The 21,471-nt window shown below is 72.7% G+C and carries 18 protein-coding genes; 13 read left to right on the top strand and 5 right to left on the bottom strand.

The window, feature by feature from the left end:
- Nucleotides 1-51 precede the first annotated feature (51 nt).
- The gene (locus E1300_RS31070; RefSeq protein WP_131760665.1) at nucleotides 52-2,481 is read left to right on the top strand and encodes a tetratricopeptide repeat protein; all 2,430 of its coding nucleotides are present in this window, start codon (nucleotides 52-54) and stop codon (nucleotides 2,479-2,481) included.
- A 15-nt stretch (nucleotides 2,482-2,496) separates the two neighbouring features.
- Here the strand turns inward: E1300_RS31070 and E1300_RS31065 are convergent, their stop codons facing one another.
- The gene (locus E1300_RS31065; protein WP_131760664.1) at nucleotides 2,497-2,892 is read right to left on the bottom strand and encodes a nuclear transport factor 2 family protein; all 396 of its coding nucleotides are present in this window, start codon (nucleotides 2,890-2,892) and stop codon (nucleotides 2,497-2,499) included.
- Nucleotides 2,893-2,902: 10 nt separating this feature from the next.
- Entirely contained in the window at nucleotides 2,903-3,823 is a 921-nt protein-coding gene (locus E1300_RS31060) for a zinc-binding dehydrogenase (protein WP_131760663.1), read from the bottom strand.
- A 106-nt stretch (nucleotides 3,824-3,929) separates the two neighbouring features.
- Between E1300_RS31060 and E1300_RS31055 the strand changes: the two genes are divergently transcribed.
- From E1300_RS31055 to E1300_RS31030, 6 genes are all read left to right on the top strand, one after another.
- Complete coding sequence (locus E1300_RS31055; RefSeq protein ID WP_207400056.1) at nucleotides 3,930-4,928, top strand: LysR family transcriptional regulator; 999 nt, start codon at nucleotides 3,930-3,932, stop codon at nucleotides 4,926-4,928.
- Between the two features lie 52 nt (nucleotides 4,929-4,980).
- Nucleotides 4,981-6,054, top strand: a complete 1,074-nt coding sequence (locus tag E1300_RS31050) for a PDDEXK family nuclease (protein ID WP_131760661.1) — start codon at nucleotides 4,981-4,983, stop codon at nucleotides 6,052-6,054.
- Nucleotides 6,055-6,225: 171 nt separating this feature from the next.
- Entirely contained in the window at nucleotides 6,226-7,059 is an 834-nt protein-coding gene (locus tag E1300_RS31045) for a CPBP family intramembrane glutamic endopeptidase (protein WP_207400054.1), read from the top strand.
- Nucleotides 7,056-8,222, top strand: coding sequence for a sensor histidine kinase (locus E1300_RS31040; RefSeq protein WP_131760660.1), 1,167 nt, complete (start codon nucleotides 7,056-7,058; stop codon nucleotides 8,220-8,222). The genes E1300_RS31045 and E1300_RS31040 overlap by 4 nt, the downstream gene beginning before the upstream one ends.
- Nucleotides 8,219-8,875: a response regulator gene (locus tag E1300_RS31035; protein WP_131760659.1), complete on the top strand. Its 657-nt coding sequence runs from the start codon at nucleotides 8,219-8,221 to the stop codon at nucleotides 8,873-8,875. Before E1300_RS31040 ends, E1300_RS31035 begins: the two co-directional genes overlap by 4 nt.
- Nucleotides 8,876-9,115: 240 nt before the next feature.
- Entirely contained in the window at nucleotides 9,116-9,487 is a 372-nt protein-coding gene (locus E1300_RS31030) for an STAS domain-containing protein (RefSeq protein ID WP_131760658.1), read from the top strand.
- Nucleotides 9,488-9,561: 74 nt separating this feature from the next.
- On the opposite strand, the gene E1300_RS31025 is transcribed toward E1300_RS31030, so the two are convergent.
- Entirely contained in the window at nucleotides 9,562-10,065 is a 504-nt protein-coding gene (locus E1300_RS31025; RefSeq protein WP_131760657.1) for a hypothetical protein, read from the bottom strand.
- Between the two features lie 248 nt (nucleotides 10,066-10,313).
- On the opposite strand from E1300_RS31025, the gene E1300_RS31020 reads away from it, so the two are divergent.
- Entirely contained in the window at nucleotides 10,314-10,700 is a 387-nt protein-coding gene (locus E1300_RS31020) for an STAS domain-containing protein (RefSeq protein ID WP_165503068.1), read from the top strand.
- A 158-nt stretch (nucleotides 10,701-10,858) separates the two neighbouring features.
- Here E1300_RS31020 and E1300_RS31015 read toward each other — a convergent pair whose 3' ends face one another.
- Nucleotides 10,859-11,170 carry a hypothetical protein gene (locus tag E1300_RS31015; RefSeq protein ID WP_131760655.1) on the bottom strand — a complete coding sequence of 104 codons (312 nt, stop codon included), beginning with the start codon at nucleotides 11,168-11,170 and terminating at the stop codon, nucleotides 10,859-10,861.
- A 393-nt stretch (nucleotides 11,171-11,563) separates the two neighbouring features.
- On the opposite strand from E1300_RS31015, the gene msrA reads away from it, so the two are divergent.
- The 5 genes from msrA to E1300_RS30990 all read left to right on the top strand — a co-directional run bounded on the left by msrA (nucleotide 11,564) and on the right by E1300_RS30990 (nucleotide 19,882).
- Nucleotides 11,564-12,076, top strand: a complete 513-nt coding sequence (msrA, locus tag E1300_RS31010) for a peptide-methionine (S)-S-oxide reductase MsrA (protein ID WP_131760654.1) — start codon at nucleotides 11,564-11,566, stop codon at nucleotides 12,074-12,076.
- A gap of 283 nt (nucleotides 12,077-12,359) precedes the next feature.
- Nucleotides 12,360-15,104 (top strand): glycoside hydrolase family 2 protein, encoded by a 2,745-nt coding sequence (locus E1300_RS31005; RefSeq protein ID WP_131760653.1) that lies wholly within the window; start codon nucleotides 12,360-12,362, stop codon nucleotides 15,102-15,104.
- A 402-nt stretch (nucleotides 15,105-15,506) separates the two neighbouring features.
- Nucleotides 15,507-16,622 (top strand): endonuclease/exonuclease/phosphatase family protein, encoded by a 1,116-nt coding sequence (locus tag E1300_RS31000; protein ID WP_131760670.1) that lies wholly within the window; start codon nucleotides 15,507-15,509, stop codon nucleotides 16,620-16,622.
- Nucleotides 16,623-16,754: 132 nt separating this feature from the next.
- Nucleotides 16,755-17,486, top strand: a complete 732-nt coding sequence (locus tag E1300_RS30995) for an ABC transporter ATP-binding protein (RefSeq protein ID WP_131760652.1) — start codon at nucleotides 16,755-16,757, stop codon at nucleotides 17,484-17,486.
- Nucleotides 17,480-19,882, top strand: a complete 2,403-nt coding sequence (locus E1300_RS30990) for an ABC transporter permease (protein ID WP_131760651.1) — start codon at nucleotides 17,480-17,482, stop codon at nucleotides 19,880-19,882. The genes E1300_RS30995 and E1300_RS30990 overlap by 7 nt, the downstream gene beginning before the upstream one ends.
- A gap of 12 nt (nucleotides 19,883-19,894) precedes the next feature.
- Here E1300_RS30990 and E1300_RS30985 read toward each other — a convergent pair.
- A partial coding sequence (locus tag E1300_RS30985; protein WP_131760650.1) for a LuxR family transcriptional regulator occupies nucleotides 19,895-21,471 on the bottom strand: 1,577 nt, incomplete at its 5' end.

The raw sequence follows: 21,471 nt of genomic DNA, 5'->3' as shown, positions 1-21,471 counted from the left end.
GCGTTGGTGTGTGCTGGGACGTGACCGAGCACGACCATCGGGAGGCCGGCGGTGGCACGGATCGACCCCGAGCGGATCCGCACGCCTGAGGAGCTGCGCGCCCAGCTGGTGACGCTGTTCCATGCCGGTGGATGGAGCGTGCACCGGTTGAGCGCGGAGGCGAAGCTGGGCCTGGCCACGGTGCAGGGCATCCTGAACGGCAAGACCACCCTGCCCCACGCCGGGACGCTGGAGGCGTTCGTCAAGGCGTGCGGGCAGGATCCCGGTCCCTGGATCGCCGCGCGAGGCCGCATCGTCCGGGCCGAGACGAGCGCGGAACCCGGCGAGGAGGCGCCGGGAGCCGGTCGGGTCGTGTATCTGCCGCCCCGCGCCGAGAGGACCTTTGTGGGCCGCGCCGGCGAGCTGGCCCGGCTGGACGAGGTCTTCAGCACGGCCGGACGACCCGGCGTCGTGGTGGGGCGGCGTTCGGTCGGGACGGTGCACGGGCTGGGCGGGATCGGCAAGTCCACCCTGGCCGCCCGCTGGGCCCGCGGCCATCTGGACGAGCACACGGTGACATGGTGGATCCCCGCCGACACCGCCGAGGCCGTCCAGGAAGGGCTGGCCGCCCTGGCCGCCGCCCTGAACCCGGCACTGGCGGGGCAGCCGCTGGAGGTCCTCACCGCCCACGCGCTGACCTGGCTCGCCGACCACCGGGACTGGCTGCTGATCCTGGACGACGTCACCCGGCGCGCCGACATCGAATCCGTCCTGGCCCGCTGCCGCCAGGGGCGCGTCCTCGTCACCAGCCGCCTCGCGTCCGGGTGGCAGCAGCTCACGGACCAGGTCATCGCCCTGGACGTCCTGCCCCTGCCCGAGGCGGTCGAACTGCTGACCCGCACCCGGCTCGGCACCGTCCCCGACGGCCACGATCCCGACGGGGCCGCGGAGCTGTGCGAGGAGCTGGGATGCCTGCCGCTGGCGATCGAGCAGGCCGCCGCCTTCATGGCCGAGACCGGCGGCGATCCCCGCCACTACCTCCGGCTCCTGGCCGACTACCCGGCGGACCTGTACGCCCAGCCGCCCGCCGGCGGCGACATCGACCGCACGATCGCCCGGATCTGGCACGCCACCCTCGACCACCTCGCCGCCGAGACGCCCTCGACCGGGCGGGTGCTGCGCGTCCTGGCCTGGTTCGCGCCCGACCACATCCCGCGCACGCTGCTGGAACCGCTGGCGGAGGACGTCGGCGGACCGGTCGCCCTGCACCGGACGATCGGCAGGCTGGCCGCCTACAGCATGATCGCGTTGGTCGGCGGTCCCGAGGACGGCACGATCGGGGTGCACCGCCTCGTCCAGGCCGTCGCCCGCACTCCCGACCCGACCGACCCGCATCGCCGTCCCGGCGACATCGCCACCGCCATGCACCAGGCCACGCGCCTGCTCCGCGACGCGCTGCCCGGCGCGCCGGAGGATCCCGGCACCTGGCCCGCCTGGCGCGCGCTGCTGCCCCACATCGACGCCCTCACCGACCACGCGCCCCCGGACGCCGACACCGCCGACACCCGCCTCGTTCTCACCACCACCGGTCTGTTCCTCGACGGGCACGGCGACTACAAGCGCGCCATCGACTACCTGAAGCGGGCCAAGACCACGGCTCACCGCCTGCATGGACGCGACCACCCCGACGCCCTGGCCACGCGCCACGACCTGGCCGTGGCCTACGAGTCGGCGGGCGATTTCCAGCGCGCGATCCGGCTACTGGAGACCACGCTGAGCGCCCGGAACCGCGTCCTGGGACCCGACCATCCCGACACGCTCCGCACCCGGCACCAACTGGCCTTCGCCCACGACTCGGCAGGCGATTCGCAGCGGGCGTACCTCATCTACAAGGACGTGCTCGCGGCGAGGAAACGTGTTCTCGGCCCCGAGCATCCCGAGACCCTTCAGACACGACACGAAATGGTCGGCTTCGTTAAAGCGCGGAACCCCCGCGAGGCGATCCCGCTCTATCTCGACGTGCTGGCCGCCCGGAGCCGCGTCCTCGGCCACGACCATCCCGAGACGCTCAACACCCGCAACAATCTGGCCCACACCTACAAAAGGGTGGGGGACCTGCGGCGGGCGGTCCCCGAAATGGAGGCCGTCCTGTCGATCCGCGAGCGGGTCCTGGGCTCCGACCATCCCCTGACCTCCGTCGCCCGCAACAATCTCGCCGGCGCGTACGACCTGGCCGGCGATTCGGCGCGGGCGATCGAGGTCTACGAGGCCACGCTCGCCGACCGGAGGAGAGTGGTCGGACCCGACCATCCCCTCACCATCAACTCGCTGAACAACCTGGCCTACGCCTACGACTCGGCTGGCGATCTGGACCGGGCGATCGGGCTCTACCGGCAGGCGCTGAGAACCGGCCAGCGAGTCCTCGGGCCCGCTCACCCCATCACCCAGTCGATCCGCCGCAACCTCGTCTCCGCCGAAGCCGCACAACGACGTCGCACCTGACCTCGCGCGCCCGGATCACTCCGGGAAAAGGGCGGCCGCCACGTGCCTGGTATCGGCGTACTCGACGACAGAAACAATGCGCCCTTCCCGGACGGTGAAGACGCCGACACAGCGGTTGTCGTACGTCCCGCCATAGACGGTCCTCGCCTTGGACGTCCACTCGGCGACGACACGATCGCCCTCGGCAATCGTGGCGACCAAATCGATCTCCAGCGTCCCGGGGACCAGGAGCGGCCCGATGCCGCCCAGGAAGTCGTTGACGATCGCGTCGCGTCCGCGCCACACCTTCGAGATCGGCAGATCGCCCGGATAGTGCCAGGTCGCGTCCTCGGCGAAGCTCGCGTAGACGACATCGGCGTCACCGTCCCGAACAGCTTCGACGTAGCGGATGACGACGTCCCGAGCATTCATGGCCGGCTCCTTACGGGAGGGTGAGCACGGCCTTGCCGCGGATGCGGCGGTCGCGCAGGTCGGTGAGGACGGTCGCGGTGTCCGCCCAGTCCGCGACGCGGCCGATCTCGGGGTGCAGGCGCCCCTCGGCGGTCAGCCGGACGAGGACCGCGAGGTCGTCACCGAGCCCGGTGTCGGCGTCGAGGTAGTGGAAGTGGCGGACGACAGCCGACTCCGGCCCGTCGAAGAAACCGAAGAAGTCGAGCGTCACCGGGGTCCGGGCGGCCTGGCCGAACCAGATGAGAGTGCCGCGCCGGGCGAGCCGCGCGAGGGCGACGGGAAGGGCCGCGCCGCCCGTCGACTCCAGGACGACGTCGTAGGGCCCGCGCGCGTCGGCCACGTCATGGACGATCTCGGCCGCGCCGAGCTCGGCGAGCCGCGCCCCGCGCTCCGCGTCCCGGGTCACGGCGGTGACCTCGGCCCCCGACGCGGCGGCGAGCTCCGTCACGTAGTGCCCCACCCCACCCGACGCGCCGGTCAGCAGGACGCGCCGTCCGATCAGGCTCCCTGCGGCGCGCAGCAGCCGCAGCGCGGTGAGCCCCGCCAGCGGCAGCGCCGCGCCCCGCACCGCCGAGACGCTGTCGGGCAGCACCGCGAGCGCGCCGGACGGCACGGCCGCGTACTCCGCCCAGCCGCCCGCCATGGGGTGCCCGACGACCCGCACGACACCGGACGGCCCGCTCCCGTCGGCGGCGGGCCGCACCACCCGCCCCGCGATGTCCTTGCCGGGCCGGTCGCCGGGCGCGGGCCTTTCCAGCTTGAACGTCTCACCCCGGTTGACCGAGAACGCCTCGACCTTCACCAGCACCTCGTCCGGGCGCGGCACCGGCTCGGGCACGTCCGCGAGCACGACCGGTTCGGCGGGGTCCCAGGTCGGAATGAACGCCTTCAACGTCGCCTCCTCTCGACGGCGACCACTCCACCGCGCGCGGCGGCGCCCGCGCCAACAACGCGGCGGCTCGTCCGACAACGCACGGTTGTCGCCTATCGTCAGGAGCGTGGATCTCGACCTGGCCCTGGTCCGCGCGTTCGCCGTCACCGCCGAGACGCTGCACTTCGGACGTGCCGCCGAGCGGCTGAACACGAGCCAGCAGGCGCTCTCCAAGCGCATCGCGCGGCTGGAGGCGGCGCTGACCGTCCGGCTGTTCGAGCGCGAGGGCGGCACCCGGCTGACCGACGCGGGCGAGCGGTTCCTGCCGGCCGCCCGCGAGGCGCTGGCCGCGGGCGAACGCGCGGTCGCGGCCGTCACGGGCACCGGGCCGGTCGTGCGGATCGACACGTGGGGCCACTTGTACGCGCCGATGCGCACCGTCGCCGAAGCCGTACAAGCGCTCGACGCGATCAAGCTGGAACCGGGCCCCGGACGCGACTGGCCCTCCGTCGCGGCGGCCCTGCTCCGCGGCGACACCGACCTGGGCTTCGGCCGCGTGCACGCGCTCCCAGGCGACCTCGACGCCGGCCTCACCCAGCGGCTGGCGCGGCTCGAACCCGTCGACGCGGTGGTCAGCACGTCCCACCCGCTGGCCGATGCCCCCGAACTCCGTCCGGCCGACCTGCGCGACAGCACCCTGTGGTGCCCCGCCGAACTGCCCCGCCTGGACTTCCTCCGCCATTTCGCCGACGAGTTCCAGATCACGCGGCGCGAGGACGGCCCCAACCTCGGCCTGGACCACCTCGTCCAGCACGTCCGCGCGAACCCGTCGTGCTTCACGCTCTTCCCCGCCGACGCGCCGCTGCCCGACCACGCGGGCCTGCGCTCCATCCCGCTCGTCGAACCGACCCCGCTCTACGCGTGGTCGCTGGCCTGGCGCAGATCGCACCGGCACCCGCTGCTCGAAACCCTGCTGCGCGGCTTCACCGAAACCGCCCGCGCCCGCCGCTGGCTGAACTACACCCCACCCCAAGACTGGCTCCCCAAACCCGACCAAACAAAGCTCCCCGAAATCCCGCCTGATGCCGAACACCCACAGCCTGCACGCGCGATAAAACGCCGCTGATCGTCCTACCGCCTAACTAGTGTGTCGCTCGGAATGGGAGGCGGAGGTATCGATGGTGGGGATCTGGCACGAGACCGAAAGCGGCTTGACGGCGTTGCGGGCCGAGCCGTTCGAGCGGGAACAGGTTCTGCACGACAGCATCGAGCGCGGCGCGGCGATGCTCCCGCTCCCCGGCCAGCCGACCCTGGTGATGCTGGGCCGGGAAGTGCAGCTGGGCAACGGTTACGCCGACCTGATCGCGGTCGAGGCCGAGACCGGTCGGCCCGTGGTGATCGAGGTGAAGCTCGCCTCCAACACCGACCGCCGGCAGGTGTTCACCCAGACGCTCGGCTACGCCTCCTACCTGTTCGGGCTCTCCGCCGACGCCTTCGACCAGCTCCTCCGGCCCCACGTGGCCAAGCGCGGTCACCCTTCGATCGCCGAAGCGGTCGTCGCCGAGGTCGGCGACGGTTCCGTGGACGTCGAGTCACTGCACGCCAAGATGGCGCAGGCCCTGGAGGAGGGACGCTTCCGCTGCGTGGTCGTTCTCGACGCCGCGCCCGCGGACCTGATCGAACTCACCGGCTATCTCCAAGCCGTCACCAACGATCGGCTCGACATCGACGTGGTGACCGTGACCGCCTATTCGGTGGGCGGCACCCGGGTGCTGGTGCCCCAGCTGATCGAACCTGAGCGCACACCGGTCCCGTCCGCTCCGATCCCGGTTCCCAGGGACGCCAGGCCGGCGCCCGGATCACAGGCGTTCGCCGACAGCATCGGCCAGACCGACCCCGCCCACCGCGAGCCGCTGCGGCGGTTGCTCGACTGGGCACTGCGCCTGGAGGCCGAAGACCTGGCCGTCCTGTACACCACGATCGGGAAGGGGCGCTGGGTGCTCAATCCGCGGCTTCCCGGCCAGAGCCGAGGGCTGGTCACCATCTGGAACGACGGCGGCGCCTACCTCAGCCCGCAGCGATCGGTCTTCGAGGCCGAGGCGCCGGAGACCCTGGCCCGGCTGGACGAGCACCTCCCGAACGAGATCAGGCAGAACAACTACATCACCAGCCCACTCGACCAAGAAGTTCTAGCGCTACTGACCAACGCCTACAAAGAAGCCCGCGCACGGCATGACGGAGCAGGTTCCTGAGCGCGTCTTGCGTTCGGCGAGTTGTGGGGGCCTGTTCTTGTCCCCCGTGCGAGCTACACGTGAATGTCCTCTGTGCGGGGAAGAGCGCGGGGGCGTCGGCTCCCTAGCGTTGTCCCGCCCGTGGTGATCGGGCTGCGGAATCCCGCGGAGAGCTCGCGCAGAGGAGTCGGTGTGCGATTTGTGAAGCAGTTCCTGCCCGTCATGGCGGTCGCCTTCGTCGGCGGCCAGGCCACCATGGCCGTGGACGGGAACGCGGTCCTGACCCTGGTGCTCGGTCTCGCGACGGCCGTGCTCGCGGTGTTCGTGTACGGCTGGACGGTCCGGTGGTCGGAGCGCCGCGCGGCGGAGGAGGTCGCCGCCAAGGGCGCCGTTCCCCGGATCCTTCTCGGGACGCTGATCGGCGCCGGGTGGTTCGCGGCCGTCATCGGCAACATCGCCTTCCTCGGCGACTACCGGGTCGACGGGTTCGGGACGGTGGCGGGCCCGGTGGGGCTGTTCGGCTTCATGGCCGCCGCGTCGGTGACGGAGGAGCTGATGTTCCGCGGCGTCCTGTTCCGGATCGTGGAGGACCGCGGCGGCACGTGGACGGCGCTCGTGCTGACCAGCGTGCTGTTCGGCCTGTGGCACATGCTCAACCCGGACGCCACCGTGTGGGGCGCGGTCGCGATCGCGGTGTCGGCCGGCGGGACGCTCGGCGCCGCGTACGCCGCCACCCGCAGCCTCTGGGTGCCGATCGGCCTGCACTTCGCCTGGAACTTCACAGAGGCCGGCGTCTTCGGCACGGAGGTGTCCGGCAACGGTGAGACGAAGGGGCTCCTGCACGGTGTGACGTCCGGGCCCGACCTGGTCACCGGCGGCCGGTTCGGTCCGGAGGCGAGCCCGTACACGATCGTGTTCGGGATCCTGCTGACGGCCGCGTTCCTGTGGCTGGCCCGCAGGCGCGGCACCCTCGTTCCCCGGAGCCGCGCCGCCCGCGGCGCCGCGGCCGCTAGCCTCGCCCCGTGATCGATCCGCGGCGGTTCCAGGCCCTGTGGCGGCGCCTGGACGTGACGGTCCGGGACCTCCCGCTCGCGCTGCTGCTCATCACCGTGTCGTTCCTGCCGGTGTTCCGCGGCCACGAGACGCAGGTCGGCGAGCTCCCGGCCCGTCCGTTCGACGCGCTGGCCATCGCGGCGCTCGCCCTCCTGTGCCTTCCGCTGGCCGTGCGGCGGCGGTGGCCGGGGATCTGCCTCGCCCTCGTGGCGCTCGGTTTCGTCATCGCGCAGCTCCGCGGCTACCACATCGTCGCGGGGAACGCGCTGGCCATCGCGCTGGTGAGCGCGGGCGCCCACCTGGAGCGGCACCGGCGCGCCACCATGGTCGTCCTGTCGGCGGCGTACGTGCCGCTGGCGGTCGCGCTCGACCGGCTCGGCGGGGCGGAGCGGCCGGACGGGTACGCGGCGTTCTACGTGGGGCTGGCCGTGGCCTGGGGGATCGGGGCCTGGCTGCGCAGCGTCCGGGTCGCCGAGGCCGAGCGGCGCCTCCGCGTCGCCGAGGCCACCCGCGCCGCCGAACGGACCCGCATCGCCCGCGAGCTTCACGACGTCGTGACGCACCACGTGACGGCGATGGTCGTCCAGGCCGAGGCGGCGCGGTATCTCACCGCCGTGCCCGACCGTCTCGACGAGACCCTGAGCAACGTCACCGACACCGGCCGGCGGGCCATCGCCGACCTGCGGCACCTGCTCGACCTGCTCAACCCCGACCATGGCACCGCGTCCGCGGACGGCCTCAGGACGCCGTCCGCCGGCGACCTCCGCACGCTCGTGGAGCGGACGCGCCAGGCCGGGCAGCCGGTCGAGTTCACCGAGGAGGGCGAGCCGGCGGAGTCCGCGGGCAGCGCCGAGTCCGTCGCCTACCGGGTCGTGCAGGAGGCTCTGACGAACGCGCTCAAGTACGCCCACGGGAACCGTACCGTCACCCGGGTGCGCTACGGCGAGAAGGAGATCACCGTGGAGGTCGGCACGGACGGTCCCGAGAACCGGGCCGGCTCCCCCGGCGGCAGCGGACGGGGCCTGGCCGGGCTCCGCGAACGGGTCGACGCCCTGGGCGGCGAGTTCAGCGCGGGCCGCCGGGCGGGCGGCGGCTTCGTCGTGCGGGCGCGCATCCCCGCGGGGAGCCCGTCGTGACCGCGCCGGTGCGGGTGCTGGTCTGCGACGACCAGGCGCTGATCCGCACCGGCTTCGCGACGATCATCGACGCCCAGCCCGACCTGGAGGTCGTCGGCGAGTGCGGGGACGGCCGCACCGCGGTCGACCTCGCCCGCCGCCTCGGACCGGACATCGTGGTGATGGACGTCCGGATGCCGGTGCTCGACGGCATCGAGGCGACCCGCCTGCTGGCCGGCGCCGGGGTCCCGGACCCGGTCAAGGTGCTCGTGGTGACGACGTTCAACCTCGACGAGTACGTCTACGAGGCGCTGCGCGCGGGCGCGAGCGGGTTCCTGCTCAAGGACGCCCCGCCCGCGCAGCTCCTGCACGGCATCCGCACGGTCGCCAGCGGTGCCGCGCTCCTCGCGCCGGAGGTGACGCGGCAGCTCGTCGGCCGGTACGCGGCGCGGATCCGTCCCGCCGGGGACCCGGCCGACGTGGCGCTGACGCGCCGCGAGCTGGAGGTGCTGCGCCTCATCGCCGACGGGCTGTCCAACAGCGAGATCGCCGCGACGCTGGTCATCAGCCAGGAGACCGTCAAGACGTACGTGTCGCGCATCCTCACCAAACTCGACCTGCGCGACCGCGTCCAAGCCGTCGTCTACGCCTACCGCAACGGCCTGGTCACGTGAGCGGCACCGCAGGGACGCGGGTTCGCGCATCCTGCGAATGATTCGCGAATCATGCGAATCATTCGCGAGGGCTGCGAACAGGCGCACGTGGAGGCGAGCGCCCGGAATCGTCCGCGATGGGAACGCGATGGAAAGATGGCTGTTCCGCCGAGGACCGAGCCGAGTGTCCGCCCTTTCCGGCCTCGGTCGAGTACTCTGTGTGATGATGTGCTCCCGGTACGGATTTGAGGGGATGAGGCGATGTCGTCAGCGGCCGCTGCCACGCCACCCGATGCGTCGTTCGAGGTCAGCGTGCACGGCGGGTGGGCGGTGGTGACGGTCGAGGGTGAGCTGGACGTCTACACGGCCCCCCGGCTGGAGGCGTACCTCGCCGAGGCGCTCGGGTTGCGGACGCCTCCGCTGGTGGCCCTTGAGGTGTCGGCTCTGCGGTTCTGCGACTCCGCGGGCCTGAACGCCTTCCTGCGCGGATGGAAGCGGGCGCAGGCGCTCGGCGGCCGGCTGGTGCTCGTCGGGCCGACCGGCAGGCTGACGTCCCTGCTGAGGATCACCGGCCTCGACCAGAACCTCGACATCCTGGACGAGGTTCCCGTGGACCTCAGCGGCGAACGCTGACGCCGCGCGTCGGAGGCGGCTCCGGTCGTCACGGTCGGGCGGATGCTCGCTGCGCGGACTGCCGCCCGTCCCTGTCAGATCTGGTCGGGCTCGGCGTCGTCGTCGGGCCGCCGGAGTCCACCGTCCAGGAAGGCGTCGGGATGGGAGAGGGCCAGGCCTTGCAGGTCCCGAGCGGCCCAGAGCCGGTGGTGCGCGGCGGCGGCGAGGTGCTGGGCGGCCTCGCCGGGGTAGTCGGCGGCCAGCCGCTCCAGCAGCGCGGCGGCCCGTTCGTGGGCGTCGATCGACGCCAGCGCCGCTTGCAGCGCCCAGTCGCCGGCCTGATGGAGCCGCTCCGCGGCCTCGGCGCTGCGGTCGCCGGCCAGGCGGACGTGCTCACCGGTGACGAGGGGCTCACCGGTCGGGCCGCGGGCCCCGCCGTCGATGGCCGGATCGGTGAGGCCGCCCGTACCGGTGCCCGGGGAGCGGCGGCCACCGCGGAGTTCGGCGGCGCGTTCGGCGGCCTCGTTAGCCCGCCGCCGCGCCTGCTGGGCTCGCTCCCGCAGCGCCTTGAGCCGCAGTGCGAGGTCCTCCGACCGCATGATCAGAGCCTGACACGCCCGGGGCCGCCGCACCAGGGTCTGCGATGCCCGGATCGGACCTCACTGGCCGCCGCCGCTATCGCGCATGGCGGGTCGAAGCGTCCCCGCCGGTGGTGGGTTCGGTCGGTGAGGTCATGGCCGCGGACGTCCATGGACGCCAGACTTGGAGTGGGCGGGGCGGCCGAGGACGGCTCCGTCCGTCCCGGGGGACATGGCGGCCGAGTGTCGAACTCCCTGGCAGGTGCGAAGTGGAAGAGCCCGCGGCCAAGTGCGCGGTGACGTGCCGCGTCGAAGGCGGGCGCCTGGTGCTGGCGATCGCCGGTGAACTGGACCTGGCGACCGCCAAGGAGACCGAGCAGGTGCTGCACGCCTGCCGCGACCGGTACGGCGAGCACCTCGTGCTGGACCTGACGTCGCTGACGTTCGTGGACTCCAGCGGGCTCAGCGTCCTCGCGCGGCTCCTCACGGCCGCCGAGGGACGCGGCGGCAGCGCGGTCATCGCGGGCCCCCTCGACGTGCGCGTCGCCCGGATCATGCGCGTGACCCACCTGGACCGGCAGGTGCGCATCCACCCCTCGCTGCCGGCGGCTCTGGCCTCACCGCTCCCGCCCCTCGGAACGTCGAGGGAACAGTGACCGCCGTGCCGAACGGTGCCCCCTTCCCGGAACGTCCGGCCTCCGGTCGCCTGGCCCGCCATGGTGATCGCCCCCGATGGCGGACCCCGGGCTCTCTCCGGCGCTCGGCGTCGTCGAGCCCTGTGGGCGGGCTCGGGCCGCCGCGCGGCCGGTCCGGTTCAGCTGGTCAGCACGATGGTGATCGGTCCGGTGATCGCGGACGCGGTGGCGGCCAGCAGTGACAGCACCGCGACCGTATGGCGGAAGCGGTCGTCGAGGTTGCGCCGGGTGACCTGGACGCGTTCCGCCGCGTTGAGGCGGCGCACCAGGTCGTCGACCTGGTGCGCCCAGTCGATCTCCTGCTGTTCGGTGTGCTTGTTGCGCTGGTGGAGCAGTGCGAGCCGGCCCTCCATGTCGGCCAGCCGCACCTCGGCGTCACGCCGCATCTCCAGCACCGCGAGTTCGATGATCCTTGGTCCTCCCTTGGACATGGCGGCCTCCGCCTTTCCCTTGTCTGTTCCCGCGCCGACGGCTGCCGTAGCGGTCTCGCTTTCCAGCATAGGAACTAACCGGTAACTTCGCGCGAGAATTGACCGGTAATTTACTGTAGGTGCTTGACGGATTCTCTGCTCGCGCTGTATTAACACCGAGGCCGTTTTGCGGCTATTAAACGTCCGGGCGATAAAAACCGGTCCGAATTGAGCGTAGTGTCAGCCCGAAATGGCCGCAGGGCGGCCATGGTGTCGCGGAGCCTAAATGATCTCAGCTCGGCTGTGCCGGACGGGGGACGCACCCGCCGCCGTCCGCCGGGCGGGCCGTATGGAATAACGGTAGGGCGGGCCTCGCTGTAGGGGTTGACGAAGGACACCGAGGAGAGGAGGAACATGGCAACCGAGAGGGCACTGCTCGCGGGCGGCTGTTTCTGGGGGATGGAAGAGCTGTTCCGCCGGCAGCCCGGGGTGGTCTCCACGCGGGTCGGCTACAGCGGCGGGGACGTGCCCAACGCCACGTACCGCGACCACGGGTCCCACGCCGAGACGATCGAGGTCGTCTACGACACCGACCAGACCGACTTCCGGGCGCTGCTGGAGTTCTTCTTCCAGATCCACGACCCGACGACCCTGAACCGGCAGGGCAACGACATCGGCACGAGCTACCGGTCCGCGATCTTCTACACGTCGGAGGAGCAGCGGAAGGTCGCCGAGGACACCATCGCCGACGTCGACGCCTCCGGCCTGTGGCCGGGCAAGGTGGTCACCGAGGTGACCGCCGCGGGAGACTTCTGGGAGGCCGAGCCCGAGCACCAGGACTACCTGCAGAAGTACCCGAACGGCTACACCTGCCACTTCCCCCGCCCCGGCTGGAAGCTGCCCAGGCGCACCACCGCCGGAGCCTGACGCCACGGGACGGCGCGGACGCGATCCTGCGCCGTCCCCGGCGAACGCCGCCTCGCGCCGCGAGCCGAGGCGGCTCCGCTCGCACCGCGAAGTAGATCTAGCACTACCCCCGTTGGCGTCCTGGCCCTACGGCCCGGCGGGTGCCCCCGGACTGATCATTGACGCATCAGCCGCCGGGAAGCGCCCGGCTCCGGCCGCAGAGGAGTGACACGTGAGCGGGTCAAGAGCATCGATCACGGCATTGTGCGCCGCACTCGCGCTCGCCGGGGCGTTAGCCCCCGCGATGCCGGCCAGTGCGTTCGCCGGGCACCGGCCCGCCGCCCAGGCGATCCGGTCCTTCGGGACCACGGAACTGACCTCCGGCTGGACGATCCGGTCGTCCGCCGACACCCGGGACACCGGCGCCGAGATCTCCAGGCCGGGCTACCCGACGAAGGGCTGGCTGCCGCTGTCCCGGCCGGAGACCCTGATGGCGGGCCTGCTGGAGAACGGCCGGTATCCGAACATCTTCTACAACGACACCATGGCGAAGGTGCCGGCCAAGCAGTTCGACGTGAACTGGTGGTACCGCGAGCAGATCACCGTCCATCCCCGGAAGGGCGGGCGCACGTCGCTGGTGATGAACGGCGTCTCCGGGAAGGCCGACCTCTGGGTCAACGGGACGAGGATCGCCGGGTCCGCGCAGCTCCAGGGCTCGTACGCGCGGCTGGAGTACGACATCACGCCGTACGTCCGGGACGGGGCGAACGCCATCGCGCTCGACGTCTCCCGCAACGACGCCGACATCACCAAGTTCGACACGCCCATGCGGTACCTGACGCAGAACCAGGTCGACTGGAACCCGATCGCGCCCGACCAGAACACCGGGTTGCAGTACGCGCCGCAGATCGTCCAGGAGGGGCCGATCTCGGTCCGGAACGCGCACGTCGTGCAGGACGTCGCCGCCGACCTGTCCACCGCCGACCTGACCGTCAAGGCCGACGTGCGGAACAACACCGGGTCGGAGCGGCGGGTGGTCGTGTCCGGTGCGGTGACGCACGGCTCCACCCGTATCGCCTGCAAGGCGACGGTCACGGTGCCCGCGCACGCGACCCGCACCGTCGCGATCACCAAGGCGGACTGCCCCGGCCTGCACGTGAAGCGCCCGGCCGTGTGGTGGCCGTACCAGATGGGCGACCAGCCGATGTACCACCTCGCGCTGGACGCGTCCGTGGACGGGGCCGTGTCGAGCACCGCCGCCGAGGACTTCGGCATCCGGACGGTCACGTCCCGGCTCACCAAGCCCGTCCCCGGCAAGACCCACGGCAAGGACGGCTACCGGCAGTACATCGTCAACGGAAAGCCGCTGGTCATCCGCGGCGCCGGATGGTCGCCGGACCTCTTCCTGCGCTACTCCCCGTCCAACGTCGCCCACCAGGTCTCCTACATCCGGAACATGGGCCTGAACGCGGTCCGGTTCGAGGGGAACTTCCCGCCGGACGACATGTTCGCGCAGCTCGACCGGGCGGGCGTCCTCGCGATGCCGGGCTGGCAGTGCTGCGCCCTCTGGGAGAACAAGTCGTCGACCTGGTCGGATGACGTGAAGGCCAACGCGTCCAACCAGGCGGGCACGATGGCGGAGCGGCTCCGCGACCACCCGAGCGTCTTCACCTTCCTCCAGGGCAGCGACGACGCGCCCGACCCGGAGAAGGAGGACCTGTACCTGAAGGCGTTCGAGCGGGCCGACTTCCGGCTCCCGCAGGTCGCCGCGGCGGAGTACAAGTCGTCGCCGAAGCTCGGCCCGGCGGGGACCAAGGAGGGCGGGTACAACTACTTCCCGCCCAACGCCCTGTGGAACAACAGGCGGGAGACCGTCAACACCGCCGACCCGACGCTCAGCATGACCGGCAGCGCCTGGGGGTTCGACACCGAGGTCAGCACCGGGAACACCATCCCGACGCAGGACTCGCTGAACCGCTTCCTCCCCCCGGACGAGCAGAAGAAGATCTGGGACCCGGCGACCGCGCAGGGCCAGACCGCCGGCCAGGACATGTACCACACGTTCCTCTACGCCGACTACACGCGCCTGTCCCGGATGGGCGTCTACAACACCCCGCTGTGGCACCGGTACGGCCCCTGGAAGGACGCCGCCTCGTACCAGAAGACCGTCCAGCTCGGTGAGTACGAGGTCACCCGCGCGCAGTTCGAGTCGTACATCGGCAACTCCACCGACAAGGCGAACCCCAGCACCGGGATCATCTACTGGATGCTGAACAAGGCGTGGCCGTCGCTCCAGTGGAGCATGTTCGGCACCGACTTCGACCAGCCGGGCGTCTACTTCGGCGCGAAGAAGGCCAACGAGCCGGTGCACGTCATGTACGACTACGACGACGGCTCCGTCAGGGTCGCGAACCTGACCGGCGACCGCCAGGACGGGCTGCGCGCCACCGCGCAGATCATCGACCTCGACGGCCGGGTCCGCGCCACCGCCTCCGCGCCCGTCGGGTCGCTGGGCAGCCAGGACGTGCGGACCGTCCTGCGCCCGAAGGTCCCCGCCGGGATCTCGCCGACCTACTTCGAGAAGCTCACGCTCACCCGCGGCTCCGACGTCGTCAGCCGCAACGTGTACTGGCTGTCGACGAAGGCCGACCGGGTCGACTGGCCGAAGACGCACGCGCCCGGCCAGTACACGCCGTCCAACGGGTTCGCGGTGTTCCAGAAGGACGGCTACGCCGACCTGACCGGCCTGCGCAGCCTCAAGCCCGCCGACATCCGGGTCCGGGCCACCACCCGCCGTGAGGGCGGCGAGACGGTGACGAGCGTGACGATCCGCAACGTCGGCCGCGGCGGCGCCCCGGCCCTGTTCACCCGGGCCGACCTGTTCGCCGGCGGCAAGCAGGTGCTGCCGATCCGCTGGAGCGACAACAGCGTCACGCTGTGGCCCGGCGAGCAGCAGACCATCACCGCCCGCCACGCCGGAACGTCCGCCGGGATCGACGTCCGCGTCAACGGCTTCAACGTCCCCGAGCAGACCCGCCACGCCGGCTGACGTCGGCGCGAAGGCCGGATGGGACCCGCCCCATCCGGCCTTCGCGGTTCTGGACGGGATCTTTGCTGAGGTCGCGTATATCGCGGGTGTATCGAAAAGCGCATACGCCACCGCAACTCCCCTTCGTCTTCAGTGGAGGCGTGGACGGCACCCGTCCATGCCGAGGGCATGCCGACCCCGCTCCGGGAGCCGTCGTGGCGTCCGCGCCACCCGGCTCCCGGTCGCAGCCGGGTCACAGCTTTCGGCACCGTGCTGTGACCGCCCGCTGGCTACGTTGCGGACGGATCGTGATCGCGAGGGGGAGAGAGGGCCGTGGTCGGAGACGGAGCCTGGGGGACCGCCGCGACAGCACGGACGGGACCCGGGGACGCAGATGTGATCGGCAGTGGACCAGGACAGATGATGGTGCGGGTGGACACGACGGAGACCGAACCGGACGGCGCGAGCCGGGAGACCGGCGCCGACGCACCACCTTCGCGCATCCGCCGGATCACCGATCCCGGTACCTGGCGCGCGGGCAGCTGGCAGGCGCTCCGCAGATGCCTTCGGCCGCAACCCTGGAAGCGCGGTGCCGTCCTGGCGGCGCTGGCGCTGCTGCTGGGCCTGCTGATGCTGCTGCACGGGCTGGTCCCGAACCGGGTCGGGCATCTGGGCAGCCTGGTGGAGACGATGCTGCCGTGGTTCGGCGTGTTCGTCCCGGTGCTGCTGGTGGGGGCGCTGTGGCGCCGCTCGGCCTCCGCGACGGTCGCGCTGCTGCTGCCGGTCGTGGTGTGGCTGCACCTGTTCGGCGGGCTGCTGACCGACAAGTCACATGCGGGCGGCGACCTCACCGTGGTCAGCCACAACGTCGGCGCCGAGAACCGCGACCCCGTCGGCACCGCCCGCGCCCTGGCCGCGTCCGGCGCGGACGTGCTGGCGCTGGAGGAACTGGCCGACCAGGCCCGGGGCGTCTACGAGCGAGAGCTGGCGCAGGCGTACCCGCACCACACGGTGCAGGGCACGGTGGGGCTGTGGAGCAAGCTGCCGCTCTCGGGCACCCGCCCGGTCGACATCCAGCTCGACGCCGGACCGCTGGCCGCCACCAAACCGGCCGCCGCCAAGCTGGTCGACAACCGGGCGCTGCGGACCACGGTGGCCACGTCCCATGGGCCGCTGGCCGTGTACGTGGCCCACCTGGAGTCCGTCCGCGTCAATCCCCGGGCGGGTTTCTTCACGCCGCACCGCGACAGGAACGCGCAGGCGCTCGGCAAGGCCATCGCCGCCGAGCCCAGCCGGCGGGTGCTGCTGCTCGGCGACCTTAACGGCACCATCGACGACCGCGCGTTCGACGGCATCACCGCGCGGATGCGCTCGGCCCAGGAAGCGGCCGGGGACGGCTTCGGCTTCAGTTGGCCGGCGAAGTTCCCGGTGGTGCGGATCGACCAGATCCTGGTCAGGGGCGTGGAGCCGCGCAGCTCATGGGTGCTGCCGGCCACCGGCAGCGACCACCGGCCGGTGGCCGCCACGATCGACTGGTAAGCCCACCCCCACCGTCGGCTCCCCCTGAGGCTGGTCCTAGTCACTTGCCCGGTACCGGAGGGAAGGCCGGGCTCCCTAGCGTTCACGGCAGGACTTCTTGTCGTTCGGACGGACGGGACCGCTGTGGAACTGATGGAACGCCTTGAGACCGTGGTCGAGCTGACGTCGGTGAGCAAGCACTACGCGCACGGTGTCGTCGCGCTCGAAGACGTGAGCGTCGGCTTCCGCCAGGGCACCTTCACCGCCGTGATGGGCCCGTCCGGCTCGGGCAAGTCGACGCTGCTCCAATGCGCCGCCGGGTTGGACCGGCCCACGTCGGGCCGGGTGGTGGTGGACGGCAGGGATCTGACGACGATGGGCGAGCGGAAGCTAACCCGGCTGCGCCGCGACCGCGTCGGGTTCGTCTTCCAGGCGTTCAACCTGCTGCCGTCGCTCACCGCGGCCCAGAACGTCGGGCTGCCGCTGCGGCTGACCGGCCGCCGTCCCGACCCTGAACTGATCGGGCAGAGCCTGGAGGCGGTCGGGCTCGGCGACCGCGCGAGGCACCGTCCCGCCGAGTTGTCCGGCGGGCAGCAGCAGCGGGTGGCCATCGCGCGGGCGCTGGTGACCAGGCCGGCCGTGCTGTTCGCGGACGAGCCGACCGGTGCTCTGGACACCGGCACCAGCAGGGACGTGCTGCGCCTGTTGCGCGGCCTGGCCGACGCGCACGCGCAGACGATCGTGATGGTGACGCACGACCCCGTGGCGGCCGCGTACGCCGACCGAGTGCTGTTCCTGGCCGACGGCAGGCTCCACGGAGAGCTCCCCGACCCCACCGCCGAGACCGTGACCTCCCGGATGCTCCTGCTGGAGGAGGCATGCTGACCATCGCCTTCAGCACCCTGCGCACCCGCGTGATGTCCTTCGCCGGCACCTTCCTGGCCCTGTCGCTCGGCGCGGCCCTGATCGCCGCGATGGGCCAGGTCCTGGCCACCACGGCCGGCTCGCCGGAGCGGGGACCGCAGCGCTACGCGTCCGCGCCCGTCGTGGTGGTGCCCGACGGCCGGCTGAAGGTCGAGGGCCGCCTGGGCGAGACCAGCGCGCCGCTGGCCGAGCCGCGCGGACTGCCCGAGAGCCTGACCGGGCGCTTCCCCGGCGCGGTCGAGGACCGGGTCTTCGCCGCGCGTCTCGCCGGTGGCCCCGCCGCCGTCGGGCGCCCCTGGTCCGCCTCGCGTGTCGCGCCGCAGCGGCTCCTCCGGGGCGACGCGCCGGCCGGAGCGCAGGAGATCGTCGTGGGCGGTGGAGCCCGGGTCGGCTCCCGGGTCCGGGTGGTGACGGCCGAGGGCGCGAAGCCGTACACGGTCGTGGGGGTGACATCCGCGCCGGGCGCCGTGTTCTTCAGCGACGCGGAGGCGGCCAGGCTCTCGCCGCGCGTCGACGCGCTGGCGCTGTGGCTCCCGGCTCAGGAGGTGCGCGCCGCCGTCGGCTCCGCCGCCAGGGTGCTGACCGGGCAGGACCGGGCCCTCGTCGACCCCACCAGGGAGGACGACGAGGAGGCGAGGGACAACGCCAACACGATCGTCGGCATCGCCGCCGGGTTCGCCTTGTTCATCGCGGTCTTCGTGGTGTCCTCGACGTTCGCCTTCGCGGCGGCGCGGCGCAGGCGCGAGTTCGCCCTGCTGCGCAGCGTCGGCGCCACACCGGGCCAGGTGCGCGGGATGCTGTACGGCGAGGCCGCGATCGTCGCCCTGCCGGCGGCGGTGCCCGGCGCCGTCGCCGGTCCCTTCCTGACGGGCCCGATCCTGGACTGGCTGGCCGGGCTCGGCATGGCGCCGGACTGGCTGGTGCCGAGCACCGCCGTCTGGCCGTCCGCGGTGGCCTGCGCAACCGGGGTGGTGGTCGCGCTCTCCGGGGTGGCGTTCGCGGCCGGACGGGCGGGACGGGTGCGTCCGGCCGAGGCCATGCGCGAGGTGGCCGTCGAGCGGCGGGCGATGACATGGGGCCGCTGGGCGGTGGGCGCGACCGTGGCCGGGACGGCGCTGGTCAGCATGGCGCTGACCGCCGTCAGTGGTCCGGCGGAGGCCACGAACAACAAGTCGTTCGTGCCGATCGTGATGCTGCTGGTCGTCGGTGCGGGGATCCTCGCCCCCGCCCTGGTGCGACCGCTCACCCGGCTGCCGGCCGCCCTGCTGGGCGGCCTGCGCGGTGCGGGCGGCACCCTGGTGCCCGCGGCCGCCGCGGCCTCCCCCCGGCAGACCGCGGCGGTCGCAGCCCCCGTGCTCATCGCCGTCGGCCTGGCCGCCGCGCTGCTCGGCGGCGCCGCGATGACCGACGCCACCAAGGCCGCGGTGCAGGCCGCCCCGGTGCGCGCCGACTACCTGGTCCTCCCCACCGGCAGCGCGGGCCTGGACCGCGAGCTCGTCGAGCACCTGCGCGCGCTTCCCGGCGTGGACGTCGCCGTCACGGCACCGACCAGCGTCTACACCCTCGAAGGCGGCGCCGTGCTCGTCCAGCGGCCGGCCGAGGCGGTCGACCCGGCCCGCCTGCCCGCCGTACTCGACGCGCCGCTGACGGCGGGGTCGTTCAGCGACCTGGGCGACGACGGCATCATCGTCTCCGGCACGGCCTGGAAGACGAGGCTCGGCGCGACCGTGAAGGTGTGGCGCGCGGACGGAAGTGAAACCTCACTCAAGGTCGTGGGTGTGCTCGGCGACGGCGCGCAGGCCGATTCCTACCTCACCCAGGCGCACGCCCGTTCCGCGCCGGCGACCACCGCGTACGTCAAGCTCCGTCCGGGCACGTCACCGGCCACCGCCCGGGCGGCACTGGAGCGGGCGGTCTCGGGACACAACGCGCGAGCGGTCACGAAGGCGGACTGGAAGGCGGAGACCGGGGAGCAGCGCGACTCGGCGAGCAGGCTCGGGCTGCTCGTCGTCCTCGGCATCATCCTGGCCTACGCCGCGATCGCGCTGGTCAACACGTCGCTGATGGCGGCCTCCGGCCGTGCGGCCGAGCGCGGCGCCCTGCGTCTGCTCGGCGCGACCCGCGGCCAGGTTCTCCGCTACGCCGCCGGCGAGGCGCTGCTGGTCGTCGCCATCGGCGTCGTCCTCGCCGCGGGTGTGGCGGCGGTCGGCCTGGCCGGACTGTGGGCCTCCCTGAGGCAGCTCGCGGAACCGATCGCGGTCGGCCTGCCATGGCCCCCGGTCGTCGCGGTGGCGGGAGGGTGCGCGCTCCTCGGCGTACTCGCCTCGATCGGACCCGCCATGCGGTGGCCCCGCTAGGCCGCGTCCGCGCTAGTCCTCGCCCAGATCGAGTCTGGCCAACTCCACCCTGGAGGAGACGCCCAGCTTGGGAAAGGCGCGGTAGAGGTGGTAGCCGACGGTCTTGGGGCTGATGAACAGGCGGGCGCCGATCTCCCTGTTGGTCAGCCCGGTCACCGCCAGCCGGACGATCTGCAACTCCTGGGGGGACAGGTCGTTCCGCCCGTCGGTGGAGGCCGGTACGGCGCCGCTGTCGCCGGCCGCGCGCAGCTCCGCGGCCGCACGGTCCGCCCAAGGGCGGGCGCCGAGCCGCTGGAAGATCTCCACCGCGGTCCGCAGGTGCGTGCGGGCGTCCCTCTTGCGGCGTTCCCGGCGCAGCCACTCGCCATAGAGCAGCTCCGTCCTGGCCCTCTCCATGGGGCGTTCGCGCGGCCCGTGCAGCCGCAGGGCGGTCGTGAAGTGCCGTTCCTGCCCCGACATCAGGGCCTTGCAGCGGGCCAGCACGGCGTCGGCCCAGTCCAGCCTGGCGGCGGCAGCCCACTCGGCGAACCGGGCCAGCGGTTCCGCGGCCCGTCCGGGCTCGCCGGTCCGCGCGGCGGCCTCGACCTGGTCGGCGGCGAAGTAGACGGCCTGGTTCTGGTGGCGCGCCGGGCCCGCCTGCGCCTCCTCCAGCCGGTCGAGGACCAGCGCGTGCCGGCCGCGGCTCAGGTCGAGCATGGCCAGCGACCACTCGCCCCAGGCCGTGCCGTGGGCGATCCCGGTCAGCGCGAACTGGTCCCGGCACCGCGCCGCCAGCTCCGCGCACCGCGCGTCGTCGCCCCGCACGGCGGCCAGCCAGGCCAGGACGCCCTCCAGGTAGCCGGTCCGGTGGGGCTGGCCGCTGTCCAGCGCGATCCGCAGCCCCTCCTCGGCGTCGGACATGGCACCGCGGAACCTGTTCAGGTGCAGCTCCGCGGAGGCCAGCGTCGCGTACGCGATCGGCAGCCACCCGGTCGCGCCGAGGGAACGGAACTCCTCCACGAGGGCCGCGCAGATCTCCTGCTGCGCGGGGAAGTCGCCGACGAGCCCCGCGACGAACGCCGCGTTCAGGCGCAGGCCGTACGACCCCTGTTCGATCCGCCCCGCGTCGGCCACCAGCGGCCGCATGGCGGGCAGGGCCTCCGCCGGACCCCGGGCGAGCGACTCCGAGCGCGCGGCCACGGCGATCACCGCGGAGTCGAGCCCGTGCTCCGGACGCAGCCGCAGCGCGTGCAGCCGGTTCGTGGCCTCGTCGACCAGCCCGGGATCGCCGAGCTGCGAGGCGTTGCGCGCCGCGTCCACCAGCATGAGCCCGGCCGTGCCCGGGTCCAGCTCGGCGACGCGCGCGGCTCCCGACAACAGCAGTTCGTGCGCGGTGTGGACCGCCCCCCGCTCGAAGGCGATCCTGGCCCGCACCCCGGCCAGCCGAGCGGCGGGACGTGGGGCGTCGACCAGGCGGGCCGCGCGTTCGGCCAGCTCGTGCGCCCGCTCGGGCGCCCCGGCGTCCGCCGCGGCCACGGCGGCCTCGGTCAGCCGCCCGCCGAGCCGGACGCGGTCGGCGGTCAGCTCCGCGGCCCGTTCGAGCGCGGCCG

This window comes from Actinomadura fibrosa (genome assembly GCF_900659615.1).
Classification (GTDB): domain Bacteria; phylum Actinomycetota; class Actinomycetes; order Streptosporangiales; family Streptosporangiaceae; genus Spirillospora; species Spirillospora fibrosa.
The sequence above is the reverse complement of the archived record's forward strand: the minus strand, read 5'-3'. Positions and strand labels throughout refer to the sequence as shown.